The sequence below is a fragment of the Mycobacterium fragae genome, from assembly GCF_002102185.1.
Lineage (GTDB): Bacteria > Actinomycetota > Actinomycetes > Mycobacteriales > Mycobacteriaceae > Mycobacterium > Mycobacterium fragae.
In genome coordinates this window covers 79,660-101,629 of sequence record NZ_LQOW01000014.1, presented here as the reverse complement: position 1 = coordinate 101,629, position 21,970 = coordinate 79,660, and the positions used below count along the sequence as shown (strand labels likewise).

General features: G+C 65.8%; 24 protein-coding genes. 3 read left to right on the top strand and 21 right to left on the bottom strand.

The annotated features are described in order from the left end of the window. Positions 1–14 precede the first annotated feature (14 nt). Complete coding sequence (locus AWC06_RS23935; RefSeq protein WP_372458020.1) at positions 15–272, top strand: three-helix bundle dimerization domain-containing protein; 258 nt, start codon at positions 15–17, stop codon at positions 270–272. Here the strand turns inward: AWC06_RS23935 and AWC06_RS06980 are convergent. The 18 genes from AWC06_RS06980 to AWC06_RS06895 form a co-directional block, all read right to left on the bottom strand. Continuing rightward, positions 192–974 (bottom strand): enoyl-CoA hydratase, encoded by a 783-nt coding sequence (locus AWC06_RS06980; protein WP_085195745.1) that lies wholly within the window; start codon positions 972–974, stop codon positions 192–194. The two genes, AWC06_RS23935 and AWC06_RS06980, sit on opposite strands and share 81 nt — an antisense overlap. Further along, positions 971–2,551 carry an NADH-quinone oxidoreductase subunit NuoN gene (gene nuoN / locus AWC06_RS06975; RefSeq protein WP_085195743.1) on the bottom strand — a complete coding sequence of 527 codons (1,581 nt, stop codon included), beginning with the start codon at positions 2,549–2,551 and terminating at the stop codon, positions 971–973. The genes AWC06_RS06980 and nuoN overlap by 4 nt, the downstream gene beginning before the upstream one ends. Beyond that, positions 2,548–4,116 carry an NADH-quinone oxidoreductase subunit M gene (locus AWC06_RS06970; RefSeq protein ID WP_085196053.1) on the bottom strand — a complete coding sequence of 523 codons (1,569 nt, stop codon included), beginning with the start codon at positions 4,114–4,116 and terminating at the stop codon, positions 2,548–2,550. The genes nuoN and AWC06_RS06970 overlap by 4 nt, the downstream gene beginning before the upstream one ends. Then, positions 4,113–5,993, bottom strand: a complete 1,881-nt coding sequence (nuoL, locus tag AWC06_RS06965; protein WP_085195741.1) for an NADH-quinone oxidoreductase subunit L — start codon at positions 5,991–5,993, stop codon at positions 4,113–4,115. The genes AWC06_RS06970 and nuoL overlap by 4 nt, the downstream gene beginning before the upstream one ends. Position 5,994: 1 nt before the next feature. Further along, positions 5,995–6,294 carry an NADH-quinone oxidoreductase subunit NuoK gene (nuoK, locus tag AWC06_RS06960; protein WP_085195739.1) on the bottom strand — a complete coding sequence of 100 codons (300 nt, stop codon included), beginning with the start codon at positions 6,292–6,294 and terminating at the stop codon, positions 5,995–5,997. Continuing rightward, on the bottom strand, positions 6,291–7,046 hold the full coding sequence (locus AWC06_RS06955; RefSeq protein ID WP_085195737.1) for an NADH-quinone oxidoreductase subunit J: 756 nt from the start codon (positions 7,044–7,046) through the stop codon (positions 6,291–6,293). The genes nuoK and AWC06_RS06955 overlap by 4 nt, the downstream gene beginning before the upstream one ends. Then, entirely contained in the window at positions 7,043–7,567 is a 525-nt protein-coding gene (gene nuoI, locus AWC06_RS06950; RefSeq protein WP_085195735.1) for an NADH-quinone oxidoreductase subunit NuoI, read from the bottom strand. Before nuoI ends, AWC06_RS06955 begins: the two co-directional genes overlap by 4 nt. Next, positions 7,560–8,798 carry an NADH-quinone oxidoreductase subunit NuoH gene (gene nuoH / locus AWC06_RS06945; protein ID WP_085195733.1) on the bottom strand — a complete coding sequence of 413 codons (1,239 nt, stop codon included), beginning with the start codon at positions 8,796–8,798 and terminating at the stop codon, positions 7,560–7,562. The genes nuoI and nuoH overlap by 8 nt, the downstream gene beginning before the upstream one ends. Then, positions 8,795–11,191: an NADH-quinone oxidoreductase subunit G gene (locus AWC06_RS06940; protein WP_085195730.1), complete on the bottom strand. Its 2,397-nt coding sequence runs from the start codon at positions 11,189–11,191 to the stop codon at positions 8,795–8,797. The genes nuoH and AWC06_RS06940 overlap by 4 nt, the downstream gene beginning before the upstream one ends. Positions 11,192–11,240: 49 nt before the next feature. Then, a complete protein-coding gene (gene nuoF, locus AWC06_RS06935) occupies positions 11,241–12,569 on the bottom strand; it encodes an NADH-quinone oxidoreductase subunit NuoF (protein WP_085195728.1) in 1,329 nt (442 codons plus the stop codon). Then, positions 12,569–13,333 carry an NADH-quinone oxidoreductase subunit NuoE gene (gene nuoE / locus AWC06_RS06930; RefSeq protein ID WP_085195726.1) on the bottom strand — a complete coding sequence of 255 codons (765 nt, stop codon included), beginning with the start codon at positions 13,331–13,333 and terminating at the stop codon, positions 12,569–12,571. The genes nuoF and nuoE overlap by 1 nt, the downstream gene beginning before the upstream one ends. Then, complete coding sequence (gene nuoD / locus AWC06_RS06925; protein ID WP_085195724.1) at positions 13,330–14,658, bottom strand: NADH dehydrogenase (quinone) subunit D; 1,329 nt, start codon at positions 14,656–14,658, stop codon at positions 13,330–13,332. Before nuoD ends, nuoE begins: the two co-directional genes overlap by 4 nt. After that, the gene (locus AWC06_RS06920; RefSeq protein WP_085195722.1) at positions 14,658–15,401 is read right to left on the bottom strand and encodes an NADH-quinone oxidoreductase subunit C; all 744 of its coding nucleotides are present in this window, start codon (positions 15,399–15,401) and stop codon (positions 14,658–14,660) included. Before AWC06_RS06920 ends, nuoD begins: the two co-directional genes overlap by 1 nt. After that, positions 15,398–15,952 (bottom strand): NuoB/complex I 20 kDa subunit family protein, encoded by a 555-nt coding sequence (locus AWC06_RS06915; RefSeq protein ID WP_085195720.1) that lies wholly within the window; start codon positions 15,950–15,952, stop codon positions 15,398–15,400. Before AWC06_RS06915 ends, AWC06_RS06920 begins: the two co-directional genes overlap by 4 nt. An 8-nt stretch (positions 15,953–15,960) precedes the next feature. After that, positions 15,961–16,338, bottom strand: coding sequence for an NADH-quinone oxidoreductase subunit A (locus AWC06_RS06910; RefSeq protein WP_085195718.1), 378 nt, complete (start codon positions 16,336–16,338; stop codon positions 15,961–15,963). A 195-nt stretch (positions 16,339–16,533) separates the two neighbouring features. After that, the gene (locus tag AWC06_RS06905; RefSeq protein WP_264479928.1) at positions 16,534–17,004 is read right to left on the bottom strand and encodes an Rv3143 family two-component system response regulator; all 471 of its coding nucleotides are present in this window, start codon (positions 17,002–17,004) and stop codon (positions 16,534–16,536) included. Further along, positions 16,979–17,512, bottom strand: coding sequence for a YceI family protein (locus tag AWC06_RS06900; RefSeq protein WP_085196051.1), 534 nt, complete (start codon positions 17,510–17,512; stop codon positions 16,979–16,981). Before AWC06_RS06900 ends, AWC06_RS06905 begins: the two co-directional genes overlap by 26 nt. Before the next feature lie 18 nt (positions 17,513–17,530). After that, positions 17,531–17,944, bottom strand: a complete 414-nt coding sequence (locus AWC06_RS06895) for a nuclear transport factor 2 family protein (RefSeq protein WP_085195714.1) — start codon at positions 17,942–17,944, stop codon at positions 17,531–17,533. Positions 17,945–18,096: 152 nt separating this feature from the next. On the opposite strand from AWC06_RS06895, the gene AWC06_RS06890 reads away from it, so the two are divergent. Continuing rightward, on the top strand, positions 18,097–18,531 hold the full coding sequence (locus AWC06_RS06890) for an Hsp20/alpha crystallin family protein (RefSeq protein WP_085196049.1): 435 nt from the start codon (positions 18,097–18,099) through the stop codon (positions 18,529–18,531). A gap of 164 nt (positions 18,532–18,695) precedes the next feature. After that, the gene (locus AWC06_RS06885) at positions 18,696–19,403 is read left to right on the top strand and encodes a hypothetical protein (RefSeq protein ID WP_139819943.1); all 708 of its coding nucleotides are present in this window, start codon (positions 18,696–18,698) and stop codon (positions 19,401–19,403) included. On the opposite strand, the gene AWC06_RS06880 is transcribed toward AWC06_RS06885, so the two are convergent. Genes AWC06_RS06880 through AWC06_RS06870 form a run of 3 tightly spaced genes read right to left on the bottom strand, consistent with a single transcriptional unit; the run spans position 19,400 to position 21,965 of the window. Next, positions 19,400–19,744, bottom strand: coding sequence for a DUF6285 domain-containing protein (locus tag AWC06_RS06880; protein WP_085195712.1), 345 nt, complete (start codon positions 19,742–19,744; stop codon positions 19,400–19,402). The genes AWC06_RS06885 and AWC06_RS06880 overlap by 4 nt on opposite strands. Next, on the bottom strand, positions 19,741–20,682 hold the full coding sequence (locus AWC06_RS06875) for a phosphotransferase family protein (protein WP_085196045.1): 942 nt from the start codon (positions 20,680–20,682) through the stop codon (positions 19,741–19,743). The genes AWC06_RS06880 and AWC06_RS06875 overlap by 4 nt, the downstream gene beginning before the upstream one ends. Positions 20,683–20,726: 44 nt before the next feature. Next, a complete protein-coding gene (locus tag AWC06_RS06870; RefSeq protein ID WP_085195710.1) occupies positions 20,727–21,965 on the bottom strand; it encodes an acyl-CoA dehydrogenase family protein in 1,239 nt (412 codons plus the stop codon). Positions 21,966–21,970 lie beyond the last annotated feature (5 nt).

The following is a 21,970-nucleotide window of genomic DNA, read 5'->3' as shown; positions in this document are numbered from 1 at the left end:
GTAAGGCTATCGCAATGCCGTATGAGGAACGGGCCCTGCTGGTAGACATCGAGCGCCGCCTCGCCGACAAGTACGCGGCGCTTCCCCCGGATCATATTGCCGCTGCGGTGCGGAACGCGTATGCCCCGTTCCGGCGCAGCCGGATACGCGGGTTCCTCTCGCTGTTGGTGGAGCGACGCGCCGAGCGGGAATTACGTGGGTTGACGGCGGATCTGGCGCCGGTTGCGTTCACTGACTTCGGCGTAGCGGGCGCCGAGACCATCGCGATCTAGCTGCTGTGCGCCGGCGATGGCCTGCTCGGCGACGAGCGCCGGATCGGTGACGGCCGCCGACCCGGTGACGTAGATTTCCTTGAGAGCAGCCATGGTTGGCGCCGGCACCTCGGCGATCTGGCCGGCCAGCTCCACGGCCTGCGGCAGTAGCCGGTCGTGCGCCACCACCTCGGTCACCAACCCGATCCGCTCGGCACGCGCGGCGTCGATGACTTCGCCGGTCATCGACAGCCGCCGCGCCATGGCCGCGCCGACCAGCTGGGGCAGCCGGGCCGTCATCCCGCCGGCGGGCAGGATGCCAACTCGGGCATGGGTATCGGCGAAAACGGCGCGCTCCGAGGCGATCAGGAAGTCGCAGCCCAGCGCCATCTCCAAACCGCCGGTGAATACGGGGCCGTTGACCGCGCCGACGACCGGTGTGGCCATCTCGGCCACCCGGGTGATGCAGCTGCGCGACCGGAAGCGCTCGAAGTATGCCGAGCCCTCGCGCGCCGCCTGCTTCAGATCGATCCCGGCGCAGAACGCCGGATCGGCCCCGGTGAGCACCACCGCTCGCACCGACGGGTCGGCGTCGGCCTCATCCAGCGCCGTGTAGAGCGGCTCGATCAGGTTGGTGTTCAACGCGTTCCGCGCTTCAGGGCGGTTCATGGTCAGTACGCGCACCGGGCCGGTGTCGTCGGTGAGAACGAGCACCGTGCTCACCTGACCAGTTGGGCAGCCTGGTTGACCAGATCGAGCAGCGGCTGCGGGAAGACGCCCAGCCCGATGGTGACTGCCGCGCACACCGCGATCGTCGCCTTGCTCCAGTTGCTGGGCATCACCACGTGCACCTGCTCGGTGGGCGGCTCGGTGAAGAACATCAACACGATCACCCGGACGTAGAAGTACGCCGCCACCCCGCTGGCGATCACACCGATGATGACCAGCGGCACCGCGCCTCCCTTGGCCGCCGCTCCGAACACCGCGAACTTGCTGACGAACCCGCTGGTCAACGGTATCCCGGCGAACGCCAGCAGGAACATGGAAAACAACAGGCCCACAACAGGATAACGCTGGCCCAGCCCGGCCCAGCGGGACATGTCGGCGTCTTCGTCGCCGTCGGCATTGCGGACCAGGCCAACGACCGCGAACGCGCCCACCGTGCTGAAGCTGTAGGCGACCAGATAGAACATCGTCGACGAGACACCCGCCGGGATGTCTGCGATCACGCCGGTGAGGATGAAACCCACATGCGCGACCGACGAGTACGCCAGCAGCCGTTTGACGTCAATCTGATTCACCGCGGTGATGGTGCCGACCACCATGGTCAGAATTGAGATCGCCCACACCACCGGCCGCCACTGGTCATGTAGCGGCGGCAGCGCCACATACACCACCCGCAGCAGCGCACCGAACGCGGCGACCTTGGTGGCCGCGGCCATGAACCCGGTGACCGGAGTCGGCGCGCCCTGGTAGACGTCGGGAATCCAGGAATGGAACGGCACCGCGCCGACCTTGAACAGCAGGCCGACCGCCAGCAGCGCAACACCGGTCAGCGCCAGCGAGTCGTTGGGGTGCGCCTTGAGCGCGTCGGCAATGCCGGCCAGCGCCAGCGTGCCTGTGGCGCCGTAGAGCAGCGCCACACCGTAAAGGAAAAACGCCGACGAGAATGCGCCCAGCAGAAAGTATTTCAGTGATGCTTCCTGTGACAGGAGCCGGCGGTGCCGGGCCAGTCCACACAAGAGGTAAAGCGGCAGCGACAGGACTTCCAGTGCGACGAACATCGTCAACAGGTCGTTTGCAGCCGGAAACACCAACATGCCGCCGACGGCCAGCATCGTCAGGGGGAAGACCTCGGTCTGTCTTACACCGGCGCGGATCGCCTGACGCTCGGCCACGCTGTCTGGCACGGCAGACGCCTGCGGGGTAAACGAATCCAGCCCGGGAGCAATGGCCGTGGCAGCGCCCGGACCGGCGCCGGAATCCTCGCCGCCGCGGCGTTCCGCGATGAAGATGATCGCCATCACCGAGACCAGCACGATGGTGGCCTGCAGCAGCAACGCCGGGCGATCGATGGCAAGCCCCCGCAGTACCGCCGTGTTACCGGCCGCCGGAATCTTCTTGGCCACCAGGATAACTGCAACAAATGCGGCGACCAGTCCGCAAATCGCAAGTGTCACCTGGGCGCCGTAGCGGAACCGCCGCGGCAAAAACGCCTCCAGCAGCACGCCGATCACCGCGGCCCCGAACACGATCAGCATCGGGGAGATCAGGACGTACTCGACGCTGGGCGTGCTCATCGGCGAGGCCCTTCGGCCGTGCGCGGCGCGTGCTGGTGCACAGTGGGCGCGGGGTCGTGCTGGCCGATCGTGGTCATGGTGTTGCCGACCGCGGGATTGATGATGTCCAGCACCGGTTTCGGATAGAAGCCCAACAGCACCAGCAGCGCGATCAGTGGCGCGACAACGACGACTTCGCGCGGCACCAGGTCGCGGATCCGCTCGTTGCCTTCCCTGACCGGTCCGGCCATCACTCGTTGGTAGAGCCACAACATGTAGATCGATGAGAGCACCAGGGCGGTAGCGCCGAATGCCGTCGCCAGCCAGTAGCGGTTGAAAGTGCCGACCAGGACCAAGAACTCACTGATGAAGGGCGCCAGACCGGGCAGCGACAGCGTGGCCAGCGCCGCCACCAGGAACGTCCCCGCCATCACCGGGGCCACCTTCTGCACGCCGCCGAAGGCAGCGATCGAGCGAGTGCCGCGGCGGGCGATGAGGAACCCCGCGATCAAAAACACCGCGGCGGTAGACAGCCCGTGGTTGACCATGTACAGCGTCGACCCGCTCTGCCCCTGGCTGGTCATCACGAAGATGCCGAGGATGATGAAGCCGAAATGGGAGATCGACGTGTAGGCGATCAGCCGCATGATGTCGGTCTGGCCGATCGCCACGACCGCGCCGTAAACCACACCGATGACCGACAGCACGACGATCAGCGGACGGAAATACGTTGACGCGTCGGGGAACAACTGTAGGCAGTAGCGCAGCATGCCGAAGGTGCCGACCTTGTCCATCACCGCCATCATCAGCACCGCGGTTGCCGGTGTGGACTCGACCGCGGCGTCGGGCAGCCAGCGATGGAACGGCCACAACGGGGCCTTGATCGCAAACGCGAACATAAAGCCGCCGAAGAGCGCCTTGAGCACCGCCGGATCCACGCCGAGGCGCCCGGACTGCACAGCGGTGACGATTTCGCGGAAGTCGAACGTGCCCGAACCGTGCTGCGCGGTCACCACATACAGCCCGATCACCGCGGCCAGCATGATCAAGCCGCCGAACAGGTTGTACAGCAAGAATTTCACCGCGGCGCGTGACCGGTGTGCTCCCTCACCGAAGCCGCCGATGAGGAAGTACATCGGGATGAGCATGGCCTCGAAGAACACGTAGAACAGCAACACGTCCAGCGAGACCAATGAGATCAGCACCATCGACTCGACGGTCAGGGTCAGCGCGACGTAACCCTGGGGTCCTCGAGCGCGTTCTCCGCCGTCGTTCCAGCCGGCAAGCATCAGCAGCGGCACCAGAACGGCGGTCAACAGCACCAGGACCACCGCGATGCCGTCCACGCCCAGGGTGTAACCGGCGCCGAATGCCGGTATCCACGAATGCGATTCGGTGAACTGGTACGTCGCACCGCCGGTCTTGAACCCGACCGTGATCACGATCGCCAGGGCCAGCACCGCCGTGGCCACGGCCAGGCCGAGCCATTTGGCGAATTGCCGGCCCGCGGGCGGCACCACGATCACCACCACCGCGCCGGCCAACGGCACCAGCCACAGCGCGCTCAGCCACGGAAAGGTGGTCATGCCCACAGTTGCACCGCCAGAATCGCCGCGGCAACCAGCGCCGCTCCCACCAACATCGACAACGCATACGAGCGGGCGAATCCGGTCTGCAATCCGCGCAACCCGTCCGAGATCCGGCTCACCAGGGCGGCCAGCGCGTTCACCGAGCCGTCCACGCCTTGGTTGTCGATCTCGACCAGCGCGCGGGTCACTTGTCCGCCCGGCCGCATGAACACCTCCTCGTTGAAGGCGTCGCCGTAGAGGTCGCGCCGTGCCGCGACAGTCAGCACCGACACCTTTTCCGGCGCCGCGTCGGGCACCGGACGCGTGCCGAAGGCCCAGTAGGCCACCGCGATTCCGACCCCGACGACGATTATCGCCACTACGCTGATGACCCATGCCGGGACGGCATGGCTGGCTTCATGAACCCCGACCACCGGTTCCAGCCAGTGCTGTAGCGTGCCGCCGACCGCCAGCAGGCCGCCGGAGAATACCGATCCGACCGCGAGCAGGATCATCGGCCAGGTCATCACCGCCGGCGCCTCGTGCGGATGCGCATCAGCGGCCCAACGCTTTTCGCCGAAGAAGGTCATGAGCATCACCCGCGTCATGTAGAACGCGGTGATCCCGGCGCCGAGCATCGCCGCGCCGCCCAGGATCGGCCCGCGGATCCCGCCGGCGCCCAGCGCGGCCTCGATAATGGCGTCCTTGGAGAAGAAACCGGCGAGGGGCGGCACCCCGATGATCGCCAGATACCCCAGCCCGAAGGTGGCGAACGTGACCGGCAGGAAGGTGCGCAGGCCGCCGTAGCGGCGCATGTCCTGTTCGTCGTTCATCGCGTGAATCACCGCGCCGGACCCGAGGAACAGCCCGGCTTTGAAGAAGCCGTGGGTGAGCAGGTGCAGGATCGCGAAAGCGTAACCGGCCGGGCCCAATCCGGCGGCCAACACCATGTATCCGATCTGGCTGATCGTCGACGCCGCCAAGGCCCGTTTGATGTCGTCTTTCGCGCAGCCCACGATCGCGCCGAACAGCAGGGTCGCGGCGCCGACGATCACCACGGCAAGTTGCGCATCCGGGGAGAGGTCATACAACGGATTCGACCGCACGATCAGGTACACGCCCGCGGTCACCATGGTTGCGGCGTGGATCAATGCCGACACCGGGGTGGGGCCCTCCATAGCGTCGAACAACCAGGCCTGCAGCGGAACCTGAGCGGACTTGGCGCAGGCGCCCAGCAGCATCAGCAGTCCGATCGCGGTCAGCACGCCCCGCCCGGCCCCGGGTGCGGCGGAGAAGACACCTGCGAACGACAACGTGCCGAAGTTGGCGAACATCAAGAACATCGCGAGCGCCAGCCCCACGTCGCCGACCCGGTTCATGACGAAGGCCTTCTTGGCGGCGGTGGCCGCGCTCGGTCGCTGGTACCAGAATCCGATCAGCAGGTATGACGCCAGGCCGACACCTTCCCAGCCGACGTAGAGTCCGAGATAGTTGTCGGCGACCACCAGCAGCAGCATCGCCGCGAGAAACAGGTTGAGGTAGGCGAAAAACCGTCTGCGGTCGGGGTCGTCGGCCATGTAGCCGATCGAGTAGATGTGGATCAGCGACCCGACGCCGGTGATCAACAGCGCGAAGCAGATCGACAACTGGTCGACCTGCAGCCCGAAATCGACCTGTAATCCGCCGACCGGCACCCAGCTGAACAGGTTCTGGTGGATGGCACGGTCGCTGCGGCAAACCATGTTGGCGAGCAGCGCCAGACCTACCCCGAACGAGGCCAGCGCCGCAGCGCAGCCCAGTAGGTGTCCCCACCGGTCGGTGTGCCTGCCGCCCAGCAGCAGGATGAGGGCGCCGGCCGCGGGCAGGGCTACGAGCAGCCAGGTGAAGTCCGTCATCTCAGCCCTTGAGCAGGTTGGCGTCGTCGACCGAAGCCGATCTGCGGGCACGGAAAATCGTCATGATGATGGCCAGGCCGACGACGACCTCGCAGGCGGCCACGACCATCGTGAAGAACGCCACCATCTGGCCGTCGAGGCGGCCATGCATCCGGGCGAAGGTGACGAACGCGAGGTTGACCGCGTTGAGCATCAGTTCCACGCACATGAACATCACGATGGCGTTGCGCCGCAACAGCACACCGGCAGCGCCGATGGTGAACAGCAGCGCCGAAAGATACAGGTAATTCTGCGGATTCACGACCCACCGTCCTGCTCGGAACCATTGCCGACCGTGCGCTGCTCCAGCACCGGAGGCACCGACAGTTTCGAATAGGAGCCGTCGGGCAGCCGCGCGGCCACGTCGACCGCGTTGTGGCGGGCGTAGACGCCCGGTCCGGGCAGCGGCGTGGGGTATCCGCCTGAGCGGAACCGTTCGATCGAGAGCTCCCGTTGGGTTTTGCGTCGCTCGAAGCGCTCCCGGTGGGCCAGCACCATTGCCCCGACGGCCGCAGTGATCAGCAGGGCGCTGGTCAACTCGAACGCCCAGAGGTAGCGGGAGAAGATCAGTGTCGCCAACCCTTTGACGTTGCCGCCGGCGTTGGCCTTGGTCAGCCCGGCGAAGCCGGACGTGGTCACGATGCCGATACCGGCGATCAGCACGACGCCGAACCCGAGGCCGGCAACCACGGCCGCAATTCGTTGTCCGCGTATGGTTTCCACCAGCGACTCAGCCGAATCCACGCCGATGAGCATCAACACGAACAGGAACAGCATCATCACCGCACCGGTGTAGACCACGACCTGGACCACGCCCAAAAACAGGGCGTCTTGGGTCATGTAGAACACGGCCAGGATAATCATCGTCATCGCCAAAAACATCGCGGAGTACACCGCGTTGGCGGCCATCACCACCCCCAGCGCACCGATCAGTGCCAGCGCACCCAGCACCCAGAACATCACCGCTTCACCGGTGGAGGTGCGGGTCAGCGCGTCGGCCAGCAGTGTGGTCATTGGCTCGCCTCGGCAATGGGTTTCACGTTGCCCTGGTAGTAGTCGAAGTCGGTGGCACCCGGAGCCCTCGGGTGCGGCGGCGGTTGCATCCCCGGCTGCAGCGGCGCCAGCAGCCGGTCCTTCTCGTAGATCAGGTCGGCGCGGTTGTCGTCGGCCATCTCGTAGTCGTTGGTCATCGTCAACGCCCGGGTTGGGCAGGCTTCCACACACAGGCCGCAACCGATGCAACGCAGGTAGTTGATCTGGTACACCCGCCCGTAGCGCTCGCCGGGCGAATAGCGTTCTTCCTCGGTGTTGTCGGCGCCCTCCACGTAGATCGCGTCAGCGGGGCAGGCCCAGGCGCAGAGCTCGCAGCCGATGCACTTTTCCAGGCCGTCCGGGTAGCGGTTGAGCTGATGGCGGCCGTGATAACGCGGCGCAACTGGGCCGGGCTTCTCCGGATACTCCTCGGTGACCGGGCGTTTGAACATCGTCGCCAACGTGACACCGAAGCCGGCGATCGCATCGAAGAATCTAGCCACGCGCTTCCTCCTTGGTCCGCGCTTCGCCCGGCAGCGGTGGCGTCGGGAACACCGCCGCGGGAAGCTCAGTTTCGGCCGGTGACTCGCGGCGGGCCCGCTTGCGAACAGCCCTGCGGCTGAACGGTCTTCGCAAAACCAGCAATAGTCCAGCGGTGACGACGAAGCTGGCAATGACCAGCAGGGCGGTCCAGTGTGCATACCCTTGGTCGCGCATCGTGCGGATTACCGCGGCGATCATCACCCAGATCAGCGATACCGGAATGAGGATCTTCCACCCCAGCGCCATGAACTGGTCATAGCGGAGCCGCGGCAGGGTGGCCCGCAGCCAGAAGTAGATGAACAGGAAGGTCCACACCTTGGCGGTGAACCAGATCAGCGGCCACCAGCCGCTGTTGGCGCCCGCCCACATGTTCACTGGCCATGGCGCGTGCCAGCCACCGAAGAACAGCGTCGCGGCCAACGCCGACACCGTAGTCATGTTGATGTACTCGGCAAGGTAGAACATCGCGAACTTCAGCGACGAGTACTCGGTATGGAAACCGGCGACCAGTTCGCCCTCGGCCTCGGGCAAATCGAATGGTGCCCGGTTGGTTTCACCGACCATGGAAACCAGATAGACGACGAATGACGGCAGCAGCAGAAAGACGAACCAGACGCGGTCTTGCGCGGACACGATCTGCGACGTCGACATCGATCCGGCGAACAGGAACACGGTCGCAAACGACAGCCCCATCGCAACTTCGTAGGAGATCACCTGGGCGGTGGACCGCACTCCGCCCAGCAGCGGGTAGGTCGAGCCCGACGCCCAACCGGCCAGCACGATTCCGTATACCCCGACCGCGGAAAGCGCGAGGATGAACAACACCGCGACCGGTAGGTCGGTCACCTGCAGCGGTGTTCGATGGCCGAACACCGAGACCTCGGGCCCGAAAGGAATGAACGCGAACGCGGTGATCGCCGGGATGGTCGAGATGATCGGGGCCAAAAAGAAGACCGGGCGATCGACGCCGGTGGGAGTGATGGGCTCCTTGAGCGCCAACTTGATTCCGTCGGCCAGGCTCTGCAGATAACCGCGCGGCCCAACCCGATTGGGGCCCCACCGCAGCTGCATCCGGCCCAGGATCTTGCGCTCGGCCAGGATCGCCACCAGCACGGTCAGCACCAGGAACACGAAGACCGCGATCGCCTTCGCCACGATCAGCCACCACGTGTCGTGCCCGAAGCCACTCATTTATCCGTCCCAATCTTCACGACGGCGCCCACGGTGACACCGAGTTCCCTGTGCACCGCCGAGCCCTCCGAGTTCAGCGGCAACCACACCACACGATCGGGCATGTCGGTGACGGCCAGCGGCAAGGTGATCGCACCGTGTGGGGTGCTGACGGTGACCGGATCACCGTCAGCGGCGCCTATTTCGGAAGCGGTCTCGGCCGACAGGCGCGCCACCGGCTTCCGCGCGGTGCCGGCCAGATGCGGTTCGCCGTCTTGGAGTCGGCCCGCGTCGAGCAGCATCCGCCAGCCGGTCAAAACCGCCTGACCTGTACCGGGTTTCGGCGGTTCTGCCGCGGACACATCCGGCACCGCGCCGCGGTCGCCGTCCCAGGAACCCAACTGCCTGAGCTCCGCGCGGGCCGCGTCGACAGACGGCAACCCGAGATCGACACCCATTTCGTCGGCCAGCGCGTCGAGCACCCGCAGATCAGGTGTCGCGCCCTCGATCAATGCGGCGGAGAAACCGCGATAGCGGCCCTCCCAGTTGACGTAGGTCCCCGACTTCTCGGCCGCCGGCGCGATCGGGAACACCACGTCGGCGCGCTCGGTGACCTCGCTGTGCCGCAGTTCCAGGCTGATGACGAACCCGACAGCGTCCAGCGCGGCCAGCACAGCCTCCGGGTCGGTGAAGTCGCCGGGCTCGACGCCCCCGACCAGCAGTGCGTCCAGCGTTCCGTCCGCAGCCGCGGCCAGTATCCCATCGGCGTCACGCCCAGCGGCGGAAGGCAATTCGGCAACATGCCACGCCTTGCACACCTGCGAGCGGGCCGTTTCGTCGCCCACCGGGCGGCCGCCGGGCAGCAGCGTGCCCAGCGCGCCGGCCTCCAATGCGCCGCGTTCGCCGGCGCGGCGCGGCACCCACGCCAGCCGCGCCCCGGTGGTATCGGCAAGCCGGGCGGCGGCAGTCAATCCACCGGGTACGGCGGCCAGTCGTTCGCCGACCATGATGACCGCGCCGGGCGTGGACAGCAGATCACCGACTTCTCCGGTGGCGAGCCCGTCGAGCGCCGTGGCCTCACCGCCGGGCACGGTCTTGAGCAGTCGGCCGGACATCTTCTGCAGCCCACGGCTGGCGAATGGCGCGATCGCATAGACCGGCAACCGGTGCTTGCGGGCGGCCTTACGCAACCGCAGGAACACGATCGGCGACTCGTCCTCCGGCTCGAACCCGACGAGCAGCACCACCGGCGCCGATTCCAGATCGGAGTAGCTGACGCTGACTGGCCGGCCGGCGACGCGGGCCGCCAGGAACTCGGCCTCCTCGCGCGAGTGCGGACGGGCGCGAAAGTCAATGTCGTTGGTGCCCAACGCGATCCGGGCGAACTTGGCGTACGCGTAGGCGTCCTCCCAAGTCATCCGGCCACCGACCAGGACACCCGTACCGGCGCGGGCGGCTTCCAGCCCACTGACCGCCGCAGCCAGTGCCTGCGGCCACGACGCGGCTACCAGCGAGCCGTCGGCGTCGCGGACCAGGGGAGTGGTGATCCGATCGGGCTGGGTGGCGTAGGTGAACGCCCAGCGGCCCTTGTCGCAGTTCCACTCCTCGTTGACCTCGGGATCGTCGCCGGCCAGGCGCCGCAGCACCTTGCCGCGACGGTGGTCGGTGCGCTGGGCGCAGCCCGACGCGCAGTGCTCGCACACACTCGGGCTGGACACCAGGTCATAGGGGCGCGCTCGGAACCGGTAGGCGGTTCCGGTCAGCGCGCCGACCGGGCAGATCTGCACCGTGTTGCCCGAAAAGTACGACTCGAACGGCTCATTGGCATAGATACCGACCTGTTGCAGCGCGCCGCGCTCCAGCATGTCGATGAAGATGTCGCCGGCGATCTGCTCGGAGAACCGGGTGCACCGGGCGCACAGAATGCAGCGCTCCCGGTCCAGCAGGACCTGCGAGGAGATGTTGATCGGCTTGGCAAACCTGCGTTTGTCGTCGGTGTAGCGGGAATCGGCGCGGCCGTTGGACATTGCCTGGTTCTGCAGCGGGCATTCGCCGCCCTTGTCGCACATCGGGCAGTCCAAGGGATGGTTGATCAGCAGCAGTTCCATCACGCCGTGCTGCGCCTTGTCGGCGGCCTCGGAGGTGTATTGAGTGCGCACCACCATGTCGTCGGTGGCCACCGTGGTGCACGACGCCATCGGTTTGCGCTGGCCCTCGACCTCAACCAGACACTGGCGGCAGGCACCGACCGGGTCCAGCAGCGGGTGGTCGCAGAACCGCGGAATCTGGATTCCCATCAGCTCGGCGGCGCGAATCACCAACGTGCCCTTGGGGACACTGATCTCGGCGCCGTCGATGGTCAACTTGACCATCTCTTGGCCGGCAACGCTCTTTTCGGCCTCCGCCTGGGTCATCTGCGCCGCTCCTCCTCATCGCTGCGCTCTGCATCGTCGCCGGCGCGGGTCATTGCTCTCCGTTCACGAGCATGGACTTTCGGGGGTCGAAGGGGCAGCCGCCGCCCTCGACGTGCGCGACGTACTCGTCGCGGAAATATTCGAGCGACGACATCACCGGGCTGGCCGCGCCATCGCCCAAGGCGCAGAACGACTTACCGAGGATGGTGTCGGAGATGTCTGACAGCTTGTCCAGATCCTCGGCGGTGCCGCCGCCGGTTTCCAGCCGCGCGTAGATCTTGTCCAACCAGAACGTGCCCTCCCGGCACGGCGTGCACTTTCCGCAGGACTCGTGTTTGTAGAACTCGGTCCAGCGCCGCACCGCACGCACCACGCACGTCGTCTCGTCGAAGATCTCCAACGCCTTGGTGCCCAGCATGGAGCCGGCCTCGCCGACGCCCTCGTAGTCCAGCGGAATGTCCAGGTGCTCGTCGGTGAGGATCGGCGTCGACGAGCCACCCGGCGTCCAGAACTTGAGCCGGTGCCCTTTTCGCACCCCGCCGGCGTAATCGAGCAACTCGCGCAACGTAATTCCCAGCGGAGCCTCATACTGGCCGGGGCGAGTCACATGCCCGGATAGCGAATACAGGGTGAAGCCAGGCGATTTGTCGCTGCCCATCGACCGGAACCAGTCCACGCCGTTGAGGATGATCGGCGGCACGCTGGCGATGGTTTCGACGTTGTTGATCACCGTCGGGCAGGCGTAAAGCCCTGACACCGCCGGGAATGGCGGACGCAGCCGGGGCTGGCCGCGGCGGCCCTCCAATGAGTCCAGCAGCGCGGTCTCCTCGCCGCAGATGTAGGCGCCGGCCCCGGCGTGCACCACCATCTCCAGGTTGTAGCCCGACCCGGCGATGTCGCGGCCGAGAAACCCTGCGGCGTAGGCCTCCTCGACCGCGTTGTGCAGCCGCCGGATCACCGGCAACACCTCACCGCGCACGTAGATGAACGCGTGGCTGGCCCGGATCGCGTAGGCGGCGATGATGCTGCCCTCGATCAGGACATGCGGGGTCGCCAGCATCAGCGGTATGTCCTTGCAGGTGCCCGGCTCTGATTCGTCGGCGTTGACCACCAGATAGTGCGGCTTGGCGGCGGGGCCCTCGTCGCCTTGCGGGATGAACGACCACTTGGTCCCGGTCGAGAAGCCGGCGCCGCCGCGACCCCGCAGCCCGGAATCCTTGACGGTCTGCAGCACCGCGTCGGGCTCCATGTCGAGCGCCTTCTGCAGCGCCCGGTACCCGTCGTGGCGGCGGTAGGTGTCCAGCGTCCACGACTCCGGCTCGTCCCAGTAGCTGGTGAGCACCGGCGTCAGACGGGTGGGACGCGTCGACTCCGCCATCACTTGTCTTTCCCGGAGTTGTCGGATGGCGGCGCCTGCATGTCGCGTTCCTGGGCTACCCGCAGCCCCGCCAACGTCGCTGGCCCGGCACCGCCCTGGCCGTCGTCGGGCCGCTGGTCGGGGAAGCCCGCCAGGATGCGCTCGGTCTGACGGAACGGGCACAGCTCAGCACCGCGGGTCGGCCTCGGCGGCTTTCCGGAGATCAGCCCGTCGACGAGTTCGCGTGCGGACTCCGGGGTTTGGTTATCGAAGAACTCCCAGTTGACCATCACGACCGGCGCGTAATCGCACGCGGCATTGCATTCCACGTGTTGCAGCGTGATCTTGCCGTCGGTGGTCGTTTGGTCGTTGCGAATACCGAGCTGGTTCACCAGCGCCTCGAAGATGGCGTCGCCGCCCATCACGGCACACAGGGTGTTGGTGCAGACACCGACCAGATACTCACCGGTGGGCCCGCGGCGATACATCGTGTAGAAGCTGGCCACAGCCGCGACTTCGGCGCCGGTCAGGCCGAGCTGCTCGCCGCAGAACTCCAAGCCCGCCGGCGTCAGGTAGGAGTCCTCGGATTGCACCAGGTGCAGTAACGGCAACAGCGCCGAACGGCCGTTGGGGTAGCGGCCGATGATCTCCTTGGCGTCGACCTCCAACCGCGCCTTGACGTCGGGCGGATACGACTCGGGGGCGTCCTCCACCACGAACTGCCCGGGCTCGTCGGGCGGCGGGCCGAGGTGCAAAAACACCGGCTCACCCTGCGGGCCGGTCACCGGTCGACCCCGCCCATGACCGGGTCGAGGCTGGCGACCGCGGCGATCACGTCGGCGACCATGCCGCCCTCGCACATCGCGGCCACCGCCTGCAGATTGGTGAACGACGGGTCTCGGTAGTGCACGCGGTAGGGGCGGGTGCCACCGTCGCTGACCATGTGCACGCCCAGCTCACCGCGGGGCGATTCCACCGCCACGTAAACCTGGCCGGCCGGAACCCGGATGCCCTCCGTGACCAACTTGAAGTGATGAATCAGCGCCTCCATCGACGAGCCCATGATCTTGGCGATGTGCTCCGGCGAGTTGCCCAGTCCGTCGGGACCGACTTTCAGATCGGCCGGCCAGGCGATCTTGCGGTCTTCGACCATGACCGGGCCGGGCCGCAATTTATCCAGACACTGTTCGACGATCTTCAGCGACTCCCGCATCTCTTTAACACGAATCATGTAGCGCCCGTACGCATCACACCCGTCGTGAGTGATCACGTCGAATTCATAGGTCTCATACCCGCAGTAAGGGTCGGCCCGCCGCAGGTCGTAGGGCAACCCGGTCGAACGCAGCACCGGCCCGGTGATACCCAATGCGATGCACCCGGTCAGATCGAGGTAGCCGATGCCCTGGGTGCGGGCCTTCCAGATGTAGTTCTCGTTGAGCAGATTTTCGATGTCGTTGAGCCGACGACTCATCAGGTCGAGGAATTCCTTGATTTCGTCGACCGCGCCCGGCGGCAGGTCCTGGGCCAGTCCACCGGGGCGGATGTAGCCATGGTTCATCCGCAAACCGGTGATCGACTCGAACAGGTTCAGCACGAGTTCGCGTTCCCGGAAGCCGATGAACATCGCTGTCATCGCACCGAGTTCCATGCCGCCGGTCGCCAGCGCGACCAGATGCGACGAGATCCGGTTGAGTTCCATCATCATGACCCGGATGACGTTGACCCGCTCCGGAATCTGGTCCGTGATGCCGAGCAGCTTCTCCACGCCCAGGCAAAAGGCCGTTTCGTTGAAAAACGGTGACAGGTAATCCATCCGGGTCACGAACGTCACGCCCTGCGTCCAGTAGCGGTACTCCAGGTTTTTCTCGATCCCGGTGTGCAGGTAGCCGATTCCGCAGCGGGCTTCGGTGACCGTCTCGCCTTCGATCTCCAGGATCAGCCGCAGCACGCCATGGGTGGACGGGTGCTGCGGCCCCATGTTGACGACGATGCGTTCACCCGGATCCCCGCTGCGGGCGGCGTCGACGATCTGCTGCCAATCCTGGCCGACGACGGCTACAACCGTGTCGTCGGACCCGCTTTCAGGTGGTGTGCCGTTGGGATTGCTCATCAGTTGTAGGCCCTCCGCTCGTCGGGCGGGGGAATCTCTGCACCCTTGTACTCGACTGGGATGCCGCCGAGTGGGTAGTCCTTGCGTTGCGGGTGCCCCTGCCAGTCGTCGGGCATCTCGATCCGGGTCAACGACGGGTGGCCGTCGAAGATGATGCCGAAGAAGTCATAGGTCTCGCGTTCGTGCCAGTCGTTGGTCGGATAGATCCCGAACAGCGACGGAATGTGCGGATCACTATCCGGCGCAGACACTTCCAGCCGAACGCGGCGGCCCTGGGTGATCGACTTCAACGGGTACACCGCGTGCAGTTCGCGGCCGGTTTCGTGCGGGTAATGCACCCCGCTGACCCCCATGCACAACTCGAAGCGCAGCTTCGGCTCGTCGCGAAGGTGTTGGGCCACCTGCGGTAGAAGGTCGCGGCGGACATGCAGGGTCAGCTCGGCGTGCGGACCGGGAGGGTAGACCACGACTTTCTCGATCGCGTCGGTGAGTTCGATGCCGTTGGCTTGCAACGCCTCCGCCAGCGCGTCGACTACCTCGTCGAAGTATCCGCCGTAGGGCCGGGGGCTGCTGCCGGCGGCGGTGACCTGACGCACCAGCCGCCCGTATCCCGAGGTGTCACCGGTGCCGGAAACCCCGAACATGCCGCGCCGAACATCAATCACTTCGCGTTCGCCATCCGGCGGCACCCCCGCGCCGGACGGCTCGGCTGTTTGGTGCGGGTCGTGGTCCGGTGAGCTCATCGCAGCAGTCCGCGCATCTCGATCGTGGGCCTGGCCGCCAGCGCCGCCTTTTCGGCTTCGGCGATGGCATGCTCCCGGTTGACGCCCAACGGCATCTCCTGAATCTTCTCGTGCAACTTGAGGATTGCGTACAGCAGCATCTCCGGGCGCGGCGGGCAGCCCGGCAGGTAGATGTCCACCGGCACGACGTGGTCCACGCCCTGCACGATCGCGTAGTTGTTGAACATTCCGCCCGAGGATGCGCACACACCCATCGACAGCACCCACTTGGGCTCGGCCATCTGGTCGTAGATCTGACGCAGCACCGGCGCCATTTTCTGGCTGACCCGGCCGGCGACGATCATCAGATCGGCCTGGCGGGGAGTCGCTGAGAACCGCTCCATGCCAAAGCGCGCGATATCGAACCTCGGCCCGGCGGTCGCCATCATCTCGATCGCGCAGCAGGCCAATCCGAATGTCGCCGGCCACAACGAGTTCTTGCGAAAGTAGCCGGCCAGCGTTTCCACGGTGGTCAGCAGGAAACCACTGGGCAGTTTCTCTTCCAGGCCCACGTCTTACCTCAATCCCACGTCAAGCCGCCGCGACGCCACACGTAGGCGTAGGCCACAAACACCGTGAGTATGAACACCGCCATCTCGACGAGCGCGAAGACTCCGAGTGCGTCGTAGCTGACCGCCCACGGATACAGGAACACGATTTCGATGTCGAAGACGATGAACAACATGGCGGTCAGGTAGTACTTCACCGGGAATCGTTGCCCGCTGCCCGCGTGCGGGGCGTTCGCTGGCTGGTCGCTGGGTTCGATCCCGCACTCGTAGGCCTCCAGTTTCGACCGGTTGTAGCGGGACGGGCCGACGATGCTGGCGATCACGACCGAGAACACGGCAAAAGCTGCGGCGATCCCCCCGAGCACCAGGATGGGCAGATACAGATTCATCCCGAGAAGCCGCTCCCTCGCTGTTCGTCTTCATTGACCGACTGTGAGCTCAAACACAGCCTAGCGATCAGGTGCCTGCCCTCGCTCAGGGGTCTGCATGTGAGCTCCGACACAGCCGGGAACGGCTCACGCGCGCAAAGGCGAGAGCCGGTCGTGACTCCGCGAAACAGTTATGGCGAGAGCGAATTTCGCGTCTTACTGGACCGGTGCGCGCAGCAGTCCGAGCACCGTCCGGCTCAGGCCGATGGGATCGATCGGATGTGGCACGGCCGCCTCGGCGCGTGACCAGCTGGCCAGCCAGGCGTCGTCACGCCGTCCGGTGAGCACCACGATCGGCGGACACTGGGCAACCTCGTCTTTCAGCTGCTTGGCGATCCCCATCCCGCCGACCGGTGTCGCTTCCCCGTCCAGGATGGCCAGGTCGATGCCCCCCGCATCCACCTGCCGGATCACCATCGGCGCCGTCGCGACTTCGACGTAGTCCAACTCGGGCAGATCGGGATGCAGCCGTTTGCCCAACGCCAGCATCACCTCTTCGCGGGTTTTCGCGTTGTCGCTGTATACAAGGATCCGCAGGGCATCCGTGGAAGCAGGGCTGGTCGCAGGCACGGTGCAGATGCTACTGCCCGGCGCACGTGGCTTAGCCGGCCCGGACGAAGACGGCATCGGCCGATGCCGTCGCGGTTTTGCCGATCATGCCGACGCGGTTCCAGTCGACGCCGAACTGGGCCCGGTCGACCTGGGTTTTCGCTGACACCCGCACCGAGCCGTCGTCGAGCACGCTGACCCGCACCGGCAGCGGCAGCTGCGCGGTGATGCCCTTGATCGTGAATTCGGCCCGCAGGTCGGCGGCGTTGCCGGTGGTCGGCTGCACGGCGGTGACCACGACACTGATGTCCGGGAAATGCTCGACGTCGAAGAAGTCCGCGGACCGCAGGTGCTCGTCGCGTTTGCCGATGCCGGTGTACAGCGAGGCCGCCTTGATGTCGATGCGGCCGAAGACTGCGCCCTTGCCGGTGACCTGGCCGTCGCCGTCGAAGTCGGTGAACCGGCCTTTGACGTTGAGCAGCCCCCAGAAGTTCTTGATCTTGAAGGTGATGTCGGAGCGATCGGGAACCAGGTTCCACACCCCGGCGGTGTCTGGATCGCTCAGCAGTGTTTCCACGGTGGTCATCAGCACCTCCGTCACCGGCTAGTCAATCAGGGGCGCCATTTCGGCTGGGTCGAAGTACTCGTCGATACGGCTGATCAGGGCCTGTTTCGCGGCGTCGACACCCAACTTAATCACGATGCACACGCGCATTGCGATCGATCCGCCGTTGTGGCCCGTGGCATGCAGGATGTGCTGCTGGACGAAGCCGTTGGCAAACAACTGGCGGTCGAGGATCTCGTAGCGGCGTTCGGCGGTGAGGTCGATGAACCAGCGCAGCACCCGCAGGGCCCGTTCTTTATCGTTGTCGCGCCGCGCACCGACCCGCCACACCGCGACGTCGTCGCTGAAGATCCGCTCGAGTGTCGCCACGTCGCTGCCCTCGATCGCGGTGAACAGTCGATCGGCCAGGTCGACGATTACTTCCTGACTATGGCCGGACTCGGTAGTGGGCATGGCAGACATGACCGTACATCGTTCGGCTGGGGCATATGGCCGGGCCGCCAGGCCGGACTTTTCCCAGTCGTTGGGGAATATGTGGCTGGACACAGAGGTTTTCTGTGGCGAAAACGATAGATACCTGCCATGAGACCAAGGAGGTGATGGCCATGCTGAGGTTCGAACCACTGTTTCGTGACATCGACCGGCTGACCCAGCAACTTTGGGGGAACCCCGTCGGTACCGCCACACGTCCGGCGGTGATGCCGATGGATGTCTGGCGTGAAGGTGACAAGTTCCTCGTCGAGCTTGACCTGCCGGGCATCAAGGCGGATTCGATTGACATCACCGTCGACCATGACGCGCTGACGGTGCGCGCCGAGCGCCCGTACGCAGGGGACGAGGGCCATGACTGGGTGACCGCAGAACGCCCGCACGGGGTCTTCAGCCGGCAGCTGTTCCTCGGTGACCAGCTGGACACCGAGAACATCAGCGCCGACTACACCGACGGGGTACTGCGGCTGACGGTCCCCGTGGCTGAGCAGGCGAAGCCCCGCAAGATCGCCATCCAGTCAGGCGCCGACCGGCAAGCGATCAGCGCCTAGCCGGGCCTCGCCTCGGTGCCGTCCGCGCGATCATGCGCGGACGGCCCTCTGCGCTGGATTCGACTCGACGACGACCGCCGAGCCTCGGCACGTATTGCTGAGCCACGTCCTAGTATTTGATCTCGACACCCCGACGACCGTGATACGGGACTAGTACGGCAGTGGTGACCGACATCGACAGCAAGCGGCGCGGCCGCGACCAGATCAGCGCCCTGGTTGCGGCGCACGGCGCGTTCACCCATGCCGCCGTCCAAGCATCACAATTGATGACAGCCAAAGGCCGGAGCCAATATGCAGCGCACCTGGACGTGCACCGCGCCGAGCTGAACGTCGCGATCGGTGAACTCGGGCTGTGGGCCGAGAGTTTCGGCGATTGGGCGCGAGTTGATGTCCGCCATGCGATCCATCCTCCGTCGACGAGCCGGCCTACCGTTCCAGCGACGGATGGCCGAATCGGAGCCGATCTCTATTCGGCGCGAGAGAATCTCAAAGCTCGGCGCAGAAGACTATTGGCGGAGGTCGGCAAAGCACGCTCTATTCTGGGCCACGCCGGGATACCAGCCGAAGAAATCTGTGCGTATCGCCGCATCGTGCGGCTATGGGCCGGCGAGGCAATCGATTTGGTGACCGGAGTTCATCGATTGACCTTGGCTGACCAATACATTCGTTGCCTCAGCCGGCTGCGTGCCAGCCAACAAGCCCTGCCGGCGGCACCGAGGACAGGTGCGGTGTTCGTGCGGCAGTGGATGGATGATCTCGAGGAAGTGGATCGAGAAGGCGAGCTGGCCTTGGCCGAAACGTGCGGCTACGGCGACTTCGTCGAGTGCTACCGCGTTAGTGCGATGCGGCAGAAGCCTTTTGACTGCAATTAAGCCTCCTCGCGGTCGTATCCGGGGTGGGCGACGGATAACCGATGCCGTACCAGCGTCCGCAGACACGACAGCAGCTTCTCGCCAGCGTTGTCCAGGGCGCCGGCCCGGATTGCGGCCGCCAATTCGTCTTCGTCGCCGAAACCCAAGCCGGCCAATGCATCCCTGACGTCCTCGGGTGAGTCGACGAGCAGTTCACGCTCCACCATGCGCAACGCGTTGGCGGCCACCCGGGCGTGGAAGTTGACCTGACCACTCGTCGCGGCCCGCACATCGGATTCCAGGAATTCGGCGACGGCGCCGACGAGTTCGGCAGCGGTCGGGCGGCCATAGAGCTCGCTCATTGATGTGTCCCGTCCAGCAAGGTGAGCAGATCCCACTCCGTCTCGCAGACCCGACGCCCGATTGTCGCCAGCTCCACCGACCGGTTCTGCCCGCTCAGGTGGCGCTCCGCCTGGTAGCGGCAGATGATTCCCCACCGCAGCGTGGCCAACACCAACCACCAGCGAAACGCCGCCCGGTCGACGGTGGTCCCGCCGGCTTGTTCGTAGGAGCTGAGAAAGCTTTCGATGCTGCCCAAGCCGCCGGCGGCGCGGCTGGCCGGCGCGCCGAACCGCCAAGCGCGAATGCAGAACCAGGCCAGGTCCTCGTACACCTCACCGATGTGCACCAGCTCCCAATCGAGCACGGCGGCAAGCTCGGAGCCGTCGACGATGAGGTTGCCCATCCGGAAGTCGCCGTGCACCAGGCGCGGCGGTGACGGTGCCGGCCGGTGCGCGCCCAGCCAGCGAAACGCCCACTCGAAGGTGGCGGTGGTGTCGCCCATGGCGTCCAGCCGCGCGCGCCACTCACCGAGCTGGTCCTCGCTGGCCAGCGCCGCATCGCCGGGCTCGGCGCGGTGAATCGCGGCCAGCGCCTGCGCGCACTGGCGCAGCAGACTTTCGCGGCCGGCGGCCCCTCCTCCTCTCTCGAGCATCCGCTCGATGCGGCGCACGATCGTCTCACCCTCGACCGCTTCACAGATCAAAAACGGATTGCCCAGCGCGGCAGTGGAATTGTCGGCGACCAGAATCCGCGGGACCGGCGCGCCTGCCGCGGCGGCCGCGGCCTGGACACTGGCCTCGAGCTCCATGCCGGCGTGCATGTCGTCCGGCGGTCCGATGCGTAAGATCAAGGGCCTGCGCCCCTCGGGTGTGACGGCGTCGAACGCCAACGTGCTGCGACTGGCCCCGCCGGTGAGCGCATGCAGGTTCTCGATCGTGACGTCGGCGTCGAGCGCCATCGCCACCACCCGGGCCAGCGCCGGTGACAACTCCGCGACGTTGGTCACTTTCTGCCGAACTTGAACAGCCGCTGGGCCACTCGGCGGATCTGGATCTCCTCGGCGCCCTCGGTGATGCGGTAGCGGCGGTGGTGGCGGTAGATGTGCTCGAACGGCTCGTGGCGGCTGTATCCCAGGCCCCCGAAGACCTGCATGGCCCGGTCGGCGGCATCGCACACCAACCGATTGGCGCGGTAATTGGCCATCGAAACCTTGTCCGAGACCTCCATGTGGTGGTTGCGGTCCAAGTGCCAGGCCGCGTACTGCACCAGCAACCGCACCATCTGCGCTTCGGTCTGCAGCTCCGCCAGTGGCCACTGTACGGCCTGGTTGACCGACAGCGGCTTGCCGAACACCGTGCGCTCGCCGGCATACTCGGCGGCACGGTCGATGCAGTATTGCGCTGCGCCCAGACTGCTCGCCGCTTGCCGAATCCGGTTCTCGTGCAGGAAGGTTTGGGCAACCTCCAGGCCACGGTCCACCTCGCCGAGTATCGCATCTTCAGGCACCCGCACGTCGGTCAACTCGACTTCGCCGTGATCGGTGGGCATGTTGAACGTCCACCAGTAGTAGGGGATGTTGAATCCGGGCGCATCGGTCGGCACCAGGAACGCGGTGATTCCCCGCGCCGCTCCGGGCTCACCGGAGGTGCGGGCGAAGATCAAGTCATGTGTTGCACGATGCACGCCGGTGTTGAATCGCTTGGAGCCGTTGATCACCCAGCTGTCCCCGTCGGGCTTGGCATGCGTTTCCAGCCACGTCGCGTCGGATCCGTGCTGCGGCTCGGTAAGGCCGAAGGCCATCGAGCGTTCCCCGGTGATCAGCGCCTCCGACCATTCGCGACGCTGCTCCTCGGTGCCGAACCGCTCCATCATGATCACCTGCGGGAAGTTCCCGACAATCGAGGACTCGTTCTGTAAGTCGTTGTGCAGGCCGAGGCCCTTGTGCGCCAGATGCTCACGGATGACGGCCATGTCGAGGTTGGTGCCGTCGCGCCCGCCCAGCGACGCCGGTAACGCGTAGCGCAGCCAGCCGGCCTTGTCGGCTCGCCGGCGCATCTCGGCGAGCAGATCCTCCCACTTACGGGACGGAATGCCGTCGTTGTCCCAATCGGTGCGGGCATGCTCCCGACGCTTGTCGAAATACTGGATGTGTTCGCGTTCCAGCGGTTTGATCTCGGCTTCGATGAACGCATCCATCTCGGCGAGCAAGCCCGGGAGGTGTTCTGGCAGAGTGAAGTCCACGGTGA